Origin of the sequence: Halorussus halobius, assembly GCF_004765805.1 — an archaeon.
Taxonomy (GTDB): domain Archaea; phylum Halobacteriota; class Halobacteria; order Halobacteriales; family Haladaptataceae; genus Halorussus; species Halorussus halobius.
Genome location: NZ_SBIU01000003.1, coordinates 685261 through 700414 on the forward strand (window position 1 = coordinate 685261; position 15154 = coordinate 700414).

17 protein-coding genes are annotated in these 15154 nt (G+C 69.4%); 7 read left to right on the forward strand and 10 right to left on the reverse strand.

Going from position 1 to position 15154, the window contains the following annotated elements; translation table 11 throughout:
• Positions 1 to 3 precede the first annotated feature (3 nt).
• Genes ligA through EPL03_RS10200 form a run of 3 tightly spaced genes read right to left on the reverse strand, consistent with a single transcriptional unit; the run spans position 4 to position 3942 of the window.
• Positions 4 to 2082 carry an NAD-dependent DNA ligase LigA gene (ligA, locus tag EPL03_RS10190; protein WP_135829210.1) on the reverse strand — a complete coding sequence of 693 codons (2079 nt, stop codon included), beginning with the start codon at positions 2080 to 2082 and terminating at the stop codon, positions 4 to 6.
• A gap of 49 nt (positions 2083 to 2131) precedes the next feature.
• A complete protein-coding gene (locus tag EPL03_RS10195) occupies positions 2132 to 3022 on the reverse strand; it encodes an ABC transporter permease subunit (protein WP_135829211.1) in 891 nt (296 codons plus the stop codon).
• Positions 3019 to 3942, reverse strand: a complete 924-nt coding sequence (locus EPL03_RS10200) for an ABC transporter ATP-binding protein (protein ID WP_135829212.1) — start codon at positions 3940 to 3942, stop codon at positions 3019 to 3021. Before EPL03_RS10200 ends, EPL03_RS10195 begins: the two co-directional genes overlap by 4 nt.
• Positions 3943 to 4075: 133 nt before the next feature.
• Between EPL03_RS10200 and EPL03_RS10205 the strand changes: the two genes are divergently transcribed.
• Positions 4076 to 4942 carry a hypothetical protein gene (locus EPL03_RS10205; protein ID WP_210424953.1) on the forward strand — a complete coding sequence of 289 codons (867 nt, stop codon included), beginning with the start codon at positions 4076 to 4078 and terminating at the stop codon, positions 4940 to 4942.
• Between the two features lie 14 nt (positions 4943 to 4956).
• On the opposite strand, the gene EPL03_RS10210 is transcribed toward EPL03_RS10205, so the two are convergent.
• Entirely contained in the window at positions 4957 to 5193 is a 237-nt protein-coding gene (locus EPL03_RS10210) for a PRC-barrel domain containing protein (protein ID WP_135829213.1), read from the reverse strand.
• Between the two features lie 120 nt (positions 5194 to 5313).
• On the opposite strand from EPL03_RS10210, the gene EPL03_RS10215 reads away from it, so the two are divergent.
• Positions 5314 to 6501, forward strand: a complete 1188-nt coding sequence (locus tag EPL03_RS10215; protein WP_135829214.1) for a pyridoxal-phosphate-dependent aminotransferase family protein — start codon at positions 5314 to 5316, stop codon at positions 6499 to 6501.
• Between the two features lie 6 nt (positions 6502 to 6507).
• Here EPL03_RS10215 and EPL03_RS10220 read toward each other — a convergent pair whose 3' ends face one another.
• Positions 6508 to 7146 (reverse strand): DUF2306 domain-containing protein, encoded by a 639-nt coding sequence (locus EPL03_RS10220; RefSeq protein ID WP_135829215.1) that lies wholly within the window; start codon positions 7144 to 7146, stop codon positions 6508 to 6510.
• Between the two features lie 110 nt (positions 7147 to 7256).
• Positions 7257 to 8321, reverse strand: coding sequence for a S66 family peptidase (locus EPL03_RS10225; protein WP_135829216.1), 1065 nt, complete (start codon positions 8319 to 8321; stop codon positions 7257 to 7259).
• Between the two features lie 116 nt (positions 8322 to 8437).
• Between EPL03_RS10225 and EPL03_RS10230 the strand changes: the two genes are divergently transcribed.
• From EPL03_RS10230 to EPL03_RS10240, 3 genes are all read left to right on the forward strand, one after another.
• Positions 8438 to 8776, forward strand: a complete 339-nt coding sequence (locus EPL03_RS10230; protein ID WP_135829217.1) for a toxin-antitoxin system TumE family protein — start codon at positions 8438 to 8440, stop codon at positions 8774 to 8776.
• 22 nt (positions 8777 to 8798) lie between these two features.
• Positions 8799 to 9248: an HVO_A0114 family putative DNA-binding protein gene (locus tag EPL03_RS10235; protein WP_135829218.1), complete on the forward strand. Its 450-nt coding sequence runs from the start codon at positions 8799 to 8801 to the stop codon at positions 9246 to 9248.
• 120 nt (positions 9249 to 9368) lie between these two features.
• Complete coding sequence (locus tag EPL03_RS10240; RefSeq protein ID WP_135829219.1) at positions 9369 to 9554, forward strand: hypothetical protein; 186 nt, start codon at positions 9369 to 9371, stop codon at positions 9552 to 9554.
• Between the two features lie 29 nt (positions 9555 to 9583).
• On the opposite strand, the gene EPL03_RS10245 is transcribed toward EPL03_RS10240, so the two are convergent.
• Together EPL03_RS10245 and EPL03_RS10250 are read right to left on the reverse strand one after the other, a co-directional pair.
• Positions 9584 to 10612 (reverse strand): family 43 glycosylhydrolase, encoded by a 1029-nt coding sequence (locus tag EPL03_RS10245; protein WP_168216227.1) that lies wholly within the window; start codon positions 10610 to 10612, stop codon positions 9584 to 9586.
• 71 nt (positions 10613 to 10683) lie between these two features.
• Complete coding sequence (locus tag EPL03_RS10250; protein WP_135829221.1) at positions 10684 to 11145, reverse strand: VanZ family protein; 462 nt, start codon at positions 11143 to 11145, stop codon at positions 10684 to 10686.
• Positions 11146 to 11310: 165 nt separating this feature from the next.
• Between EPL03_RS10250 and EPL03_RS10255 the strand changes: the two genes are divergently transcribed.
• Entirely contained in the window at positions 11311 to 13242 is a 1932-nt protein-coding gene (locus EPL03_RS10255; protein ID WP_135829222.1) for an aldehyde ferredoxin oxidoreductase family protein, read from the forward strand.
• A 200-nt stretch (positions 13243 to 13442) separates the two neighbouring features.
• On the opposite strand, the gene EPL03_RS10260 is transcribed toward EPL03_RS10255, so the two are convergent.
• A complete protein-coding gene (locus EPL03_RS10260; protein WP_135829223.1) occupies positions 13443 to 13895 on the reverse strand; it encodes a hypothetical protein in 453 nt (150 codons plus the stop codon).
• Positions 13896 to 14044: 149 nt separating this feature from the next.
• On the opposite strand from EPL03_RS10260, the gene EPL03_RS10265 reads away from it, so the two are divergent.
• Entirely contained in the window at positions 14045 to 14242 is a 198-nt protein-coding gene (locus tag EPL03_RS10265) for a hypothetical protein (protein WP_135829224.1), read from the forward strand.
• 6 nt (positions 14243 to 14248) lie between these two features.
• On the opposite strand, the gene EPL03_RS10270 is transcribed toward EPL03_RS10265, so the two are convergent.
• Positions 14249 to 15091 (reverse strand): MOSC domain-containing protein, encoded by an 843-nt coding sequence (locus EPL03_RS10270; protein ID WP_135829225.1) that lies wholly within the window; start codon positions 15089 to 15091, stop codon positions 14249 to 14251.
• Positions 15092 to 15154: the final 63 nt, after the last annotated feature.

A 15154-nucleotide genomic window follows, 5' to 3' on the forward strand; every position in this document is an offset into this window, starting at 1 on the left:
CGGCTACAGCGCGCCGTACGCCTTCAGTTTCTCCTCGAATTCGTCCGCGCCGTCCAGCACCGGCACGTCCTCGGCCTCGGCGTCGTCAATCTTCGTTCGCCCCGGACTGTCGCCCGCGACCAGATAGTCGGTGTTGCCCGAGACGCTGGTGGTGGCGTCGCCGCCGTGGTTCTCGACGAGTTGCTGGGCTTCGCTGCGAGTGTAGCCCGTTAGCGACCCCGTGAACACGAAGGTTTCGCCCGCCAACTCGTCGCCCGTCTCCGCGGCGTCGGGCGTCTCCAGGGGCCCTACCGCGTCGAGCAGGTCGTCGATGGCGCGCCGGTTCTCGGGCGACTCGAAGAACGCCGCGATACGGTCGGCCACCGTGGGGCCGATGCCGTCGACCGCCGCCAGTCGCTCGCGGTCCGCGTCCCGAATCGCGTCGAGGTCGCCGAACTCCCGCGCGAGGTCGTCGGCCGTCGCCGGCCCGACTCTCGGAATCCCGATGGCCGACAGGAACGCCCCGAGTCGCGGGTGCTCGGACGCGTCCAGTTCGCGGACGAGGTTCTCGGCGCTGGTCTGGCCCCAGCCGTCGAGTTCCGCGAGGTCCCCAACGTCGAGGTCGTAGAGGTCCGCGATGCCGTCGGCGACGAGACCGGCCTCGAGCAACTGGTCGACCCGCTCGCCGCCCAGCCCCTCGACGTCGAGGCCGTCCTCGCTGGCGTAGTAGGCGACCGCCCGCCGAAGCTGGGCGTCGCAGGCCAGCCCGCCGGTACAGTAGGCCATCGGGCCGTCGAACTCGACCGGGCTCTCGCAGACCGGACAGACCTCGGGGAACTCGTAGTGGCCCGGCGCGCGCTTCTCGACCACCTCGGCGACGTAGGGGATGACGTCGCCCGCGCGCTCGACCCGGACCTCGTCGCCGACGCCCACGTCCATCGCGGCGATCTCGTCGGGGTTGTGGAGGCTGGCGCGCGAGACGGTGACCCCGCCCACGTCCACGGGTTCGAGCAGGGCGACCGGCGTGAGCCGGCCCGTTCGGCCGACCTGCACCACGACGTCCGTGATGGTGGTGACCTCCGCGCGCGCGGGGAACTTGTAGGCGAACGCCCACCGGTAGTGGCGCTCGGTCGCGCCCAGCCGCTCGCAGGTCGCGAGGTCGTCGACCTTTATGACGACGCCGTCGATCTCGTAGTTCAGGTCCGGGCGGGCGTCCAGCAGTCGGTCCCGATACGCGATGGCGTCCTCGACGTCGCGGGTGCGCTCCGACCGGTCGTTGACTTTCAGACCCCACTGGGGTAGCGTCTCGTGTTGCTCCCAGTGGGACTCGAAGTCGTCGGTCGATTCGAGTACGTCGAAGAAGAACACGTCGAGGGGCCGCTCCGCGGTCACGCCGGGGTCGAGCTGTCGGAGGCTCCCGGCGGCCGCGTTCCGCGGATTGGCGAAGGGGTCGTCGCCGCGCTCGACGCGCTCGCGGTTGTGTTCGCGGAAGGCGTCCTCGGGCATGTACACCTCGCCCCGGACCACCAGTCGGTCGGGGTAGTCGCCCCGAAGCCGGTGGGGGACGCTCCCGATAGTCCGGACGTTCTCGGTCACGTCCTCGCCGGTGTGACCGTCCCCGCGCGTGGCGGCCCGGACGTACTCGCCGTCCTCGTAGGTCACCGCCACCGAGAGCCCGTCGAACTTCGGCTCGCAGACGTACGCGACCTCCGCCGACCCGCCCGTCTCGCGCCGAATCCGGTCGTCGAACGCCCGAACGTCGTCGGGGTCGCCGCCCGACTCGATGGAGAGCATCGGCGCGACGTGCTCGACGGTGCCGAGTTCGTCGAGCGGCTCGCCGCCGACCCGCCGGGTCGGGCTGTCGTCGGTCCGGAGGTCGAAGGCGGTTTCGAGGTCCTGCAACCGGGAGAACAGCGCGTCGTAGGTCCGGTCGGCGACGAGAGGGTCGTTCTCGACGTAGTACCGGTAGTCGTGGTACCTGATGGCCGCCCGGAGGCGTTCGGCCTGCGTTTCGGCCTCCGACTCGGTCAGCTCCTCGACCGGCTCGAAGTCGGTCGGCGGCTCCTCGACGTAGGGGTTCTCGTCCGGACTCGCCTCTGCCATCGGACGAGGCTTGTGCGTTCTCGGGTATTAAACTCCGGTTTCGCGCCCTCTATCCGAGGTCGGCGCGCTCGAACCGGAGGTAGCCGACGACTATCGGGACCACGAGCCAGCAGCCGAGGACGACCAGCGCGAACCAGTCGTCGAGGTACAACGGCACCTCGCCACCGAGTCGCTCGGCCAGCGTCGGGGCGGCACCGCTCGCTCCGCTCGCGCCCTGCGCGCCCCCGCTCGTCGAGACCTGCACGCCTTCCACGTCACCCGGCAGGAACGTTCCCGCGACGGTCTTGAACGCCTCGCCCGGACTCGCCCGCTGGAGGAAGACGTACCACCCGGGCACCGCCACGCCGGGGAGGTCGCCGAGCGTGACCACGTAGTAGACGCCCTTCACGAGCGTCGACCAGAGCAACTCGAACACGAAGAAGGCCCCGACGGCCAGCGTCATCGCACGGCTTCGGCTCGCGGCACCGGCGGATATCGCGACCGCGATGCCGACGAAGGCGACGGCGAGGACGACCGTGAGCGCGCCGAGTCGGACGTACGACCCGTACGGAAGCGACCCGTACATCGCGACGCCGACGACGCCGGCCACGACGAAGCTGACGAGAACCGCAACGCTCACCACCGCCGCCCGGCCGAGATACTTGCCGACGACCACGTCGCGGCGGGTGTAGGGCAGTCCGAACAGCGTCTTGATGCTCCCGGTGTCGCGTTCGCCCGCGATGGCGAGATAGCCGGTCACGAGCGCCGTGATGGAGACGAACGTGGTGACCGGCGTGAGCATGTACTGGGGGACGACTACCGGGTCGACCGAGTCGAGCGCGACAGACGGCAGGAAGACGGCCGCCGACGCCACCACCGTCAGGAGCGCGGTCGCGGTCCACAGTCCGCGCGACCGCATCGAGTCGACGAACTCCTTCCGGACGAGGAGCGGGATGCTCACGCTTCGACCACCTCCCGGTCGTCGGAGTCGGTGTAGCTCTCGAACAACTCCTCCAGCGAGGCCTCGTCTATCTCGACGTTTTCGACCGCCACGCCGGTCGACTGGACCGCCGCGATGGCGTCGCTTTTCACGTCGTCGGCCTCGCAGGAGACGACGACTCGGTTCCCGTCGACTCGAACGCCGGTGACACCGGGCACGCTCCGGATCGAGTCGAGCGAGGGCACCGAGTCCACGGTCAGGGTCACGCGCGACCCGCTGCCGAGCGACTCACGGAGACCGTCGATGCTGTCCTGTGCGACCAGCTCCCCGTCGTTCATGATGCCGACGCGGTCACACACCGCCTCGACCTGACTCAGGATGTGGCTGGAGAAGAAGACGGTCGCCCCGCGGTCGCGTTCGCGCCGGATTATCTCGCGCATCCGACTCACGCCGTGGGGGTCGAGCCCCGACGAGGGCTCGTCGAAGATGAGCAGGTCCGGGGAGCCGACGAGCGCGATGGCCAGCGAGAGTCGCTGTGCCATCCCCTTCGAGAACCCACCGGCCTTCCGGTCGGTCGCGTCCGCCAGCCCGACCCGTTCGAGCAGGTCCTCGACGGAGTCGTCGGCCTCCTTCGAGGCGACCGCGAACTCGACGTGTTCGCGAGCGGTGAGGCGGTCGTACAGGCTGGCACCGTCCGGCAGGATGCCGATGCGTTTGCGAATCTCGCGGGTCTCGGTCCGACTGTCGTAGCCGAGTACGGACGCCTGTCCGGACGTGGCGTGGGCGTAGTCGAGCAGGATGTTGATGGTCGTCGACTTCCCCGCGCCGTTCGGTCCGAGAAAGCCGAATATCTCCCCCGACTCGACGGTCAGGTCGAGACCGTCGACTGCGACCACGTCACCGTATCGCTTGGTCAAGTCGGTCGTTTCGATCGCTACCATTGGATACTATCGAATTTCTGTCGTATTTAGTATTTTTCATTTGGGCGCGTGTGCGGGAAACGAGGCGTCGCGCGTCGGACCGGCGTGACTACGCAACGATTAAGGCGGCCCACTGATACCACGGCTCACGTCGATGTCCGCGCCCTCCGACGCCCCCGACTCCCCCGACCCCCTCGAATCGCCCGCCGAATCGTCCCCCGAACTCGCCGAGTCGTCCCCCGAATCGGCCGGGCCGCCCACCGGACCGCTGGCGGCGTCCTCCGAGTCGTCGAACTCGGACGAGGACCCCCGGCTCCACGAGGCGTTCGTCCGGACCGTCCCCGCGCCCGACGAAAGCCGGGGCGGCCGCGTCACGCTCGTCGGCGTGGTCCACGACCACCCGGCGAGCGCGTATCGCGCGCGGACGGTCGTCCACCAGCGCGACCCCGAGGTGGTCGCGCTCGAAGTGCCGCCGGTCGCGGTACCGCTGTATCGCGCGTACGCCGACTCGGATTCGCCGCCGTCGTTCGGCGGCGAGATGAGCGCCGCCGCGCAGGCCGCCCGCGAGTCCGACGCCGAGGTGGTCGGGGTCGACGGCCCGACGACGGCGTTTTTCGCTCGGCTCGCTCGGACCTGCTGGGACGAGCGCATCTCGCCCGACGCGCTCCGCCGAGTGCTCTCGGGCGTCGCGTCGGTGACTCGCCACGCCGTCGTCTGCCGCCTCGCGGCCGCAGTCGCCGACCGGACCGGCCTCCGCGTCGAGGTCGACGACCCGGTCGCCCACGACTGCGAGCGGACCGACCCGCCGGCCGAACAGGCCCGCGACGAGCGCGCGCAGGCCCGGCGGTCGCGGTCGCTGTTGCGGGCCGTCGACCCGCCCGAGCCGGTCGAACTCCGCGAGGCGACCCGCGAGGCGTGCATGGCCGACGCGCTGGCCGACCTGCGCTCGCGGGGCGACGCGGTCGCGGTCGTCGGACTCGACCACCTCGACGCCGTGGCCGACCGACTAGTGGAAAAATAGGCGCTCCGGCGCGACTACATCTGGTTGCGCAGTCGGACCTCGTCGTCGGTGATGGTGTCGACCATCTCGTCGCGCAGCGGGTAGGTGTCCTCGTCGGCGTCGCCCCAGTCGAGCGACGCCTTGATGCGGTCGCTGACGCCCGCGTCCGGGTTCACGTGCGCGGTGCCCCCCTCGACGTTCTGAACCATTCCCACCGTCTCGTCGCCCATGACGACGCTCTTGCCCTCGTCGTCCTCGCTGAACTGTGCCATTGCACTCAAACCGACGACGAGAACACGCATGACTACTGTGGCCCGCAGACGGTAGTTTCAAAACTGGCGGCATTTGCCAGACCCCGCTCACTTATGCCGCGCCGCGGCCAGTGTCCCCGTATGCGCGAGGACTTCCTCCTCCTGAATCCCGGGCCGGTTCCCGTGAGCCGGGACGTGCGGCAGGCGACGAGCGAGCCGATGGTCTCGCATCGCTCGGCCGAGTTCGAGGCGATATACGAGCGCGCCCAGACCGCGCTCGACACCGTCTTCACCGAGGCCACGCTCGACGGCGAGTCGACCGCGAACGACGGCACCACGCTCATCTTCAACGGAACCGCCACGATGGCGATGGAGGCGGCGGTGGCCAACCTCGTGGGCGGCCTGAGCGGTCGCGACGACGGCGGGAGAGTCGTCCCGCTGGTCAACGGCAAGTTCGGCCGGCGGTTCAAGCGCATCGCCGACCGGTACGCCTCGGTCGACCCGGTCGAGGCGACATGGGGCGAGTCGCTCGACCTCGACGAGGTGGCCGAGACCGTCGACGACGACACGGACGTCGTGACGATGGTCCACAACGAGACCTCCACGGGCCTCCGGAATCCAGTCGAGCGGGTGGGCGAGATTGCGTCCGACCACGACGCCGCCTTCGTCGTGGACGGCGTGACCTCCATCGGGGGCGACGAGTTCCGCATCGACGACTGGCACGTCGACGTGGCGGTCACCGACGCCCAGAAGTGTCTGGCCGCGCCGCCGGGCACCTCCGCGATGTACGCCACCGAGCGCGCCCAGGAGCGGTTCGACGGCGACGCCGCGCCGTTCTACGAGGACCTCGACTGGCACCTCCGGAAGGCCGAGAGCCACCAGACGCCGTTCACGAGCGCGGTGCCGCTGTTCAGGGGGCTCGCGGTCGCCGCCGAGAACATCGTCGACGAGGGGATGGCCGACCGCATCGAGCGCCACCGCCGCCAGTCGGAAGCCTTCCGCGAGGCGTTCACCGCGATGGGGCTGGAGCTGTTCGGCGAGCGCAACGACGCGACCGACTACTCGAACACCCTGACCGCCGTGGCGCTCCCGGCTCACACCCGCGAGGACCCCGACGCCTTCTTCGACGCAGTCGAGGAACGGGGCGTCTCCATCTCGGGCGGACAGGCCCACCTCGGCGGCGACATCTTCCGCGTGAGCAACATGGGCAACCTGTCGAGCGAGCAGATTATCCGGGGCGTGCGGACCGTCGGCGAGGCGTTCGAGGAGACCGGCGAGGACGTGGACAAGCAAGCCGGCGTCGCGGCGGCGCGCGAGGCGCTCCGATAGGGCACGCTACCCGCCGTACTTTTGCGCCCAGTAGGCGATGAGCGGGACGCCGACCGCCGTCGGCCACAGCCACGCCACGACCCCGAGCGCCCCCGTGAGGTTGACCGCCGAGACGGCGCTGACCGTCGCCACGAACGCCCCCAGCATCCGGGTGAGGTGGAGCGCCACTCGTGACTCCGGGCGCTCGGACGCCCGGAAGCGCCGCAGGTCGTTGACCCCGAACGCCAGTCCGATGGCCCCGAACGCGACCAGCACGACACCGAACGACGACCCGCCGGCGAGTCTGACGACGCCCCAGCCGCCGAGACCCAGACACGCGACCGCGACCCCGACGGCCGCCGCCCAGTCGACCGCCCCCGGGTCGTCGCCGGCGGGCCCGCGCGACAGGACGCGATAGCCCGAGAACGCGAGATAGCCGCTGAACACCGCGACGAGCGCGAGGAACACCCGAAAGCTCGTGGGGCCGAGCGCCAGAATCAGGAACGTGGTCGCGACGACGAGCCCCATCGACGCGACGAACGTCCGGCCGGCGAGTCGGTGCCGTCGGCCGCCCTTGGCCGTCACCAGCGCGGAGAGCCCCGCGAGGACCGCGAGCACCCCTGCGGCGACGTGCAACTGAATCGCCCACGTTCCGAGTGCAGTCACGTGCCCACGTACAGACGCCTGATACATAAACCGAGGGTCAGGTCGCGCCGGGGACGACGGGAGCGAACCGGCGGTCCGAACGCCGAGGTTCCGGGTCGGCCCGGCTCTCGCTATCCCCCGAACGCGACCGTCTCGCTCGCGGGGTCGACCGTCACCCGGCCGCCCACGGGAACGGGAACCACGGGTGCGGTGTGGCCGAAGTCCAGGTCGAGCACGACCGGCGCGTCCGGGTTGTACTCGCCGACCACCTCGGCTATCGCGTCGCGCTGGCGCTCGCGGTACGCGGCGCGCGCCGAGGGGCCGGGGTCCTCGACGGGGCTGCGCGCCTTGGCGCGCCCGACCAGTACCGCGTCGAACCGCTCCAGCAGGCCGCGTTCGCCCATCCCGACGAGGACCTGCCGGACAGTCAGTTCGTCCGGTAGTTCCTCGGAGGTCTCCAGCAGGAGGACCGTCCCGTCGAGGTCCCCGGCGTCCGGGAGGTAGCGGTCGGTCCGGAGTTGCATGTCGAGCGTACTGAGACAGCCGCCCCACGTCCGACCCGACGCCCGACTGTCGGCCCCGCGCCACGTCCAGCCCGGATTCGGCTCCAGCTCGCGGCGGCGGTCCAGATTCTCGGGGTCGGCCCAGTCGAGGTCCTCGTCGGTGAACTGCTCGGCCGGCCGGAGGTCGCCGAACGCCGAGAGGTCGTCGGCGAAGAACGCGGTTTCGAGGTACTCGACCGTGTACTCGTGCATCGACCCCTGCATGGCGAGGTCGGTCATCACGGTCCCGCCGTAGAACGAGACGACGCCGAGGGTCCAGAGGTAGCTGGCGAGGTTGGTGTTGTCGCTGATGCCGTAGAACCGGGTCGGGTTCTCGCGCAGCACCTCCGGGTCGAGGTGGGTCAGGATTCGAATCTGTTCCCAGCCGCCGATGACGGTAACCACGCCCCGAATCTCGGGGTCGGCGAACGCGTCCATCACGTCCCGCGCGCGCTCCTCGGGGTGGTCGTAGAGGTACTCGCTGTCCTTCGTCGCGGTCGGGAACTCGACGGGTTCGAGGTCGAACACTTCCCGGAGGCGCTGGAGTCCGAGTTCGTAGACGTGCGGGTAGTCGGTCGCCCGGTTGGACCCGGGCGCGACGACCGCCACTCGGTCGCCGCGTTCGAGCGCCGGCGGGACGACGAAGTCGGGCATGGACGGGGATTCGATGTCGGGTTCGGTATGCGTTTCGGTGGTCCGTGAAAAAATACCATTGGCCGAAATACCAATAGACAAGTTTATGCCATTGGTCTGAGTACCAATAGAAGAGGATGGCCTCACGGACTGCCGACGACCTCGATGGCCTTAGCGAGGTGGAGAAGTACCCCGATGGAACCGTCGTCCGCGTGTTCTGCATGCGGACGGACCGAGACGCATACCCGTGTGGGTGGGCGTACAAGCTCCACTACGGCGCGACGGAACCCGACCTCGAACGGACGCTCGAAGACGGTACGATTCGCCGGTACGACAACTCACACGAGGACACGAAGGGCCACGAACTCCACGTCGCACCCGACCCCGAACCGGAGGGTATCGAGTTTCCTGGGATGGTCGAGCTCTGGCGACGATTCTGGAGCGAGATACCGAAGTCCGAGTTCGAGGTCGTGTGAGGCCATCCCAACGGTGATACCCATGAACGATTCCACGCCGCCGCTACACCCGATGGAACGCGAACGGCTCCGGACCGAATCGACGCTCGTCGTGACGGTGGAGTCGCCCGAAGAGTTCCGCGACGAAGTCTCCGAGGGCATCGCGGCACTCGAACGGGGGGAGTCCACGGACTCCCCACCGACGCTCTCGTTTACCAGCTACGACGACCTGATGGCGACGCTTACGCCGCGTGTGCTCGACCTCGTCGAGGCCATCCGCCGCGAGGAGCCGTCCAGCATCAACGAAACCGCACGAACCGTCGACCGAGATGTCAAGAACGTCCACGAAGAACTCAGCCAGCTCGCCCGGTTGGGCGTCATCTTCTTCGAGGAGGAGGGCCGGAGCAAGCGCCCGGTCGTCTGGTTCGACGAACTCGTGATCAATCTCCCGTTGGACGGGGGAACGAGCGACACTGCGACCGTAGCCCCCTGACGGAGATGGGAGCAATCGGACGCCGAAAATCACAGCGTTGACGAGAATAGCGCAGCGAGCGACTCGTATGGCCGACCCCGAACTCCTCGCTCACGGTGAAACCGTTCGCGTCTTCGAGGCGTGAGACGCCTCGCTGTCGACCGCATCGCCCTCCTGCTGGTCGCGTTGCTGGCCGTCGAGCTGTTCGAACTGCTCGACGTGGATTTGCTCTCGGTCGTACTCGTCGGGGTCGCGGCGCTCGTGGCCGGCTTCGCGTTCCTCTGGGGCCGGTCGGTGGTCGGACTCCCGTTCGAGGAGAACGTCTGAACCGCCGTCGGTCCCCGAGGCGATGTCGCTCACGTCTCGGCCTCGCCCGCCGGGACCGGTCCCCCCGCGCTCGGCGTCCCGTCGCCGACGACCGGCCAGCCGTCCTCCCACCGGACGGGGTCGAGCATGAGGACCCGCCGGGGCGTGTCGCCGACCCACGGATTGCCGGCCTCGTAGGCGTGATAGAGCAGCCACCAGTCGCCGGCCGCATCCCGGACCGTCGCGCAGTGGCCGGGGCCGAGAAACCGGTCGTCGCTCTCCAGAACCGTGGTCCCGGTCGCGCCCTCGGCGGTGAGTCGCTCGCCCTCGCGGTTGCGGTACGGGCCTCGGAGGGCCTCAGCCCGTCCCGCGACGACGCGGTAGGTCGAATCCGGGCCCGCACAGCAGGTGCCCCGCGAGCCGAGGAAGTAGACGGAGTCGCCGCGCTCGACGAGGGAGGGTGCTTCGACGCCGTCGCCCACGACCTGGAACTTCTCGTCGGGCGGAACTGCGGTCGAGAGGCCGTCGGCCGCGAGTTCGATGCCGTAGATGCCCTGATGGCTCCCCCAGAACAGGTATGGCGTCGCCTCGCGCACGACCACCGCCGGGTCGATGGAGTTTGGGACGCCGACGGCTTCGCTCCGGAGGAGGCCGCCCCGAGGCTCGAACGGGCCGGCGGGGTCGGGTGCGCTCGCAACTCCGATGCCGGGGTTGGCCGCGCCGAACTCCGAATCCGAGTAGTAGAGGACGATTCGGTCGCCGAACCGGCCCACGCCGGGTGCCCACAGTCCGCGATACCGGGACCACGCCGGCGGTTCCTCGAACGCCGGGCCGACTGGCTCCCAGTCGACGAGGTCGGGCGAGCGCAGAATCGGAATCAGTTCGCGGTCGGGGCCCTCGCCTTCGGTCCACGGGTGGTAGGTGCCGTAGGCGTAGTAGGTGCTGCCGACCCGGAGCACGTCGGGGTCGGGGAAGACGCCGTCGTAGACGGGGTTCCGGTAGGCGTCCTGCCGGCCCCGCGTACCGCCGACCGCCAGCACGCCGACGCCGACGGTTTCGAGGAACTCGCGGCGATGCACGCCGGGCGTACCACGACCGGTGACAAAAGCCCTCTGTCCGGTCGGCTCGCGCCGGGGGACGTGGCCCCGGCCTATCGCTCGGACCCGGCGGTCCGCTCGGCCAGAGTCACGAGACCGACCAGCACACGCCACGCCGCCGCGCCGACTCCGGCCCCCGCGAGGTCGGCGGCCATGTCCCCGAGCGAGAACGCCCGCTCGGGAATCGTCGCCTGCACGAACTCGATGCCGACGCCGTAGCCGACCGCGAGCAGGATTGCGAGCGCGACGACCCGGACCCTCCGGCCGCGGAGGCGACCACGGGTCGCGAGCGCCCCGGCGAGCGCGCCCGCGAGCGCCGCGTAGCCCAGCGCGTGGAGCCACTTGTCGAGGCCGAACAGCCCGAACGGCCCGACCGGGGAAAGTCCGGACCCGGGCGAGTCGAGGACCGACCCGTAGAACAGCACGCCGGCCACGGCCACGACCGCGAGCCAGCGCAGCCACGTCGGCGGACGGAAGCGGTCGAGCGCGACCGTCGCGGGAACGTCACCCTCCATCGTCGCGGGGTTGTCACCCCCGCGAGTAAAGGCCGGCGGTCGAGGGCGGGGACCGACACCGCCCCGACCTCCGGCCCCGCGCCGCGAGGCCGTAACTGGAATCGGTTACTCGAACACGGCAATCACTAACACAGTTGCGACCTAATACAATTATAGGACGTTACCATGACTGACCTCGGCGGATTCCACGACCGCGTCGCCCGCATCGACCTCTCCGAGGAGGGGGTAGCCTACGAGGGCATCGACGACGAGGACGCGCACAAGTACATCGGCGCGCGCGGCCTCGGCGTGAAGTACGTCTTCGACAACGGCGTCGACGTCGACCCGCTCGGCCCCGACAACCTGCTCGCGTTCATGAACGGTCCGCTGACGGGGACCCAGACCGTGATGAGCGGCCGCATCGCGGTCGTCACCAAGTCGCCGCTCACCGGCACCGTGACCGATTCGCACCACGGCGGCTGGTCGGGCGCGCGGCTCAAGTGGGCCGGGTTCGACGGCCTGCTGTTCGAGGGCGAGGCCGACGAGCCGGTGTACGCCGTCGTCGAGGACGGCGAAGTCGAACTCCGCGACGCCTCCCACGTGTGGGGCTGGGGCGTCCACGACACGATGGACGAAATCGAGGACGAGATGGACGGCGCGTTCGGCAAGAACCTCTCGGCGATGGCCATCGGGCCGGCCGGCGAGAACGAGGTCCGGTACGGCTGCATCATCAACGAGGACGACCGGGCGTCGGGCCGCGGGGGCACCGGCGCGGTGATGGGCTCGAAGAACCTCAAGGCCGTGGTGGTCAAGGCCGGCACCGACATGCCCAAGCCCGAGGACGAGGAGACGTTCCGGAAGGGCCACAAGCAGGCCATGCAGGTCATCCAGGAGTCGGACGTGACCGCGCCCAACGAGGGCGGCCTGTCGATGTACGGCACCAACGTCCTGATGAACGTCACCGAGGAGATGGACGGGCTCCCGACCCGGAACGCCCAGTACACTTCCACCAGTAGCGAGGCCAAGGCCGACGCCAGCGAACCCAACATCGACGCCGAGCGGGTGTCGGGCGAGAACGTCCGCGAGAACATCCTCGTGGACGAACCCACCTGTCACTCCTGTCCGGTCGCGTGCAAGAAGGAGGTCGAGGTCGACGTCCACCACAAGGGCGAGGACCACAACGTCCGGATGGAATCGTACGAGTACGAGTCTGCGTGGGCGCTCGGCCCCAACTCGATGTCCGACGACCGCGACAAGGTCGCGATGATGATAGACCGGTGCAACGACGTGGCGCTCGACACCATCGAGATGGGCAACACGATGGCGATGGCGATGGAGGCCACCGAGGAGGGCCGCCTCGACGCTGGCCTCGACTGGGGCGACACCGAGACCATGATCGAGATGATAGAGCGCGTGGCCCACCGCGAGGACGACCTCGCGGACCTGCTCGCGGAGGGTGCCAAGCGCGCCGCCGCGGAGTTCGGCGACCCCGACATGAGCCTCGACGTGAAGGGCCAGACCATGGCGGCCTACGACCCCCGCGCCATGAAGGGGATGGCCATCGGCTACGCCACCTCCAACCGGGGTGCGTGTCACCTCCGGGGGTACACCCCTGCGGCCGAACTGCTCGGCATCCCCGAGAAGGTCGACCCTCGCGAGCCCGAGGGGAAGGGCGAGCTCTGCGCGACGTTCCAGGATCTCCACGCCATCTCCGATTCCTTCGACATCTGCAAGTTCAACGCCTTCGCCGAGGGCATCGAGGAGTACGTCCTCCAGTACGCCGGGATGACCGGTCGCGACGTGAGCGAGGAGGACCTGCTGGACGCGGGCGAACGCATCTACAACCTCGAACGCTACTACAACAACCTCGCGGGCTTCGACGGGAGCGACGACGACCTGCCGGTCCGGTTCGTGGAGGGCGAGCCCAAGGCCGTCCCCGGTCAGGGCGGCTCCGAGGGCGAGCTCGCGGAGCTCGACGAACTCAAGCGGGAGTACTACGACGTCCGCGACTGGGAGGACGGCGTGGTGCCCGACGAGAAACTCGACGCGCTCGACATCGATGTCGGGCCCGGAACCGGCGTGAGCGCCGGCGGCGCGGCGGCCTCGGGCGACGACTGACCGACCGGAGTCTCCGTTTTCGGAGGCGTTCGCTACAGTGTTTTCGCGCGGTCGACGATACTGTCGAGGTCGCGTAAGTCGTGTCGCGTAGCTCCGGGAGTCGGCGTCCCACGTTTCGATTGTCCGGCTCCGGCTTTCGAATCCCCTATCGTCGGAGCCCGGAGCCGAACCATCGCCGGGCGAAATACGGTTTTCGAGCCTCAGAACGGCCCTTCGTCGACGACTTCCCACGTCTGGACCGTCCCGTCAAGCGTGAACGTGGCCCGGACCCACGTCTTCCCGTTGTGCTCGACCACGGCGTACGAGACCTCCTCGCCGTCGAGGTAGACGGCGGGGCTGAGCGAGAAGAAGTCGCCGAGTTCGTCCTGGTCGTCGCCGTCCTCCTGGGTGAGGTACAGGGTCGTGGTCTGGCCGGCGTCGCCCTGCACGGTCCCGATTATCTCGTCGGCGGTCGCCGTCTCCTTGACGAACGTCGTGCTGTCGAGGTCCTCCTCGTCGATGCGGGCGTTGTTCGCCAGCGAGTCGGGGGCGATGTTGGACGTCGGCACGAATGCGGTGTCCTCGAACGGGGTCGCCGCGGTGGCGGAGCCCCCGAGCGCGCTCAGTCCGACTACCGATGCACCGGTCACCTTCAGGAACGCTCTTCGTTGCATGGTGCACATTAATATTCATTCTTTTTCTACTTGAATTTATCTTAACTGTAGAGTGAATTGCGTGTGGTTCTCACGCGCTGACATCGGCGCGCGACGGGGTCGGCGACGTCCTCCGGCGCTACGTCCGCCCGGACCGGTGGAACGAGGACATGAGGACGGCCCCGCTGGAAGCGGCCCAGCAGCGGCTGGCCGAGCTGGTTGCGGAAACGGTACAGGCGAGGGTGCTGGCCGACGACGAGACCGGCACCGCCTCCGACGAGCGGCGGGGCTTCGAGAGGACCGGCGGGGTCGAGGCGCAACTCGACGGCACGACCCGCACCGAGAACGGCTACGCGAAGGTGCGCTGACCGCCGCTACTCGGGGTGAGTCCCGACGACCCGGACCTCGTCGCCGACCGCTATCTCCGCGCCCCAGTCGGACTCGGGGACGCGAGTGTTGACCATCAACTGGTAGTAGTGGTCGAGCCGGTCGGAGTCGGCCCACTCGGGCAGGGTCGATTCGCGCCGTTCGAGGAACGTCTCGCGGAACCCCTCGGTCGGTTCGCCGGTGTCGGGGTCGCGGGTCGGGACGACGCACCGCGAGCAGGGCCGAACGCCCTCGAACCGGACGCCGCCGATCTCGAACGCCACGACCTCGCCCGAGTCGGCGTACAGGCGGTCCTCCCAGAACGCCGGGACGCCCCCGATTTCGAGGCTCGCGCGGAACCGCCGGCGCGCGCCCGCGAGGTCGACGTCGGGAAACCACGACGCCACCTCCCGGAGCGTCGCGGTCGAGACGACGGTGGGGCCGGGCGCGTCATCGTCGTCGGGGAACCCGCCCGCCGGTTCGCGCCGGACGCTCACCGGGTAGCCGAAGTAGTCGCTCAGCCAGTCGTTCAGGTCCGAGCGGTCGCCGTCGAGGCCGAACGTCCGGGACTCCTGTTCTCCCTGCACGCGGAGGGTCAGGGTCCGCGCGTCGGGGTCGAACGACGACCGGAGCCGATGGACGGCGGCGGTCCGCTTGCCGTTCACGTAGTCGCCGTCGCCGGCGACGGACGCGCTCGCCCGGTCGTGGGCCGCGTCGGCCGGCGCGTCGACGACGGCGAACTCGCGGTCGCCCGCGAGCGCGCCGCGCTCGACCAACCGGACGCGCTCGGGCGTCTCGGGGTCGAGCGACTTGACGGGGTGGACCGCGATGCGTTCGAGCGTCGGCGTCATCGGCGGATGGTCGGGGTGTCGGGACCTGAATCCTGTGGTCGTCGCGATTTCTGCGCCGCCGCT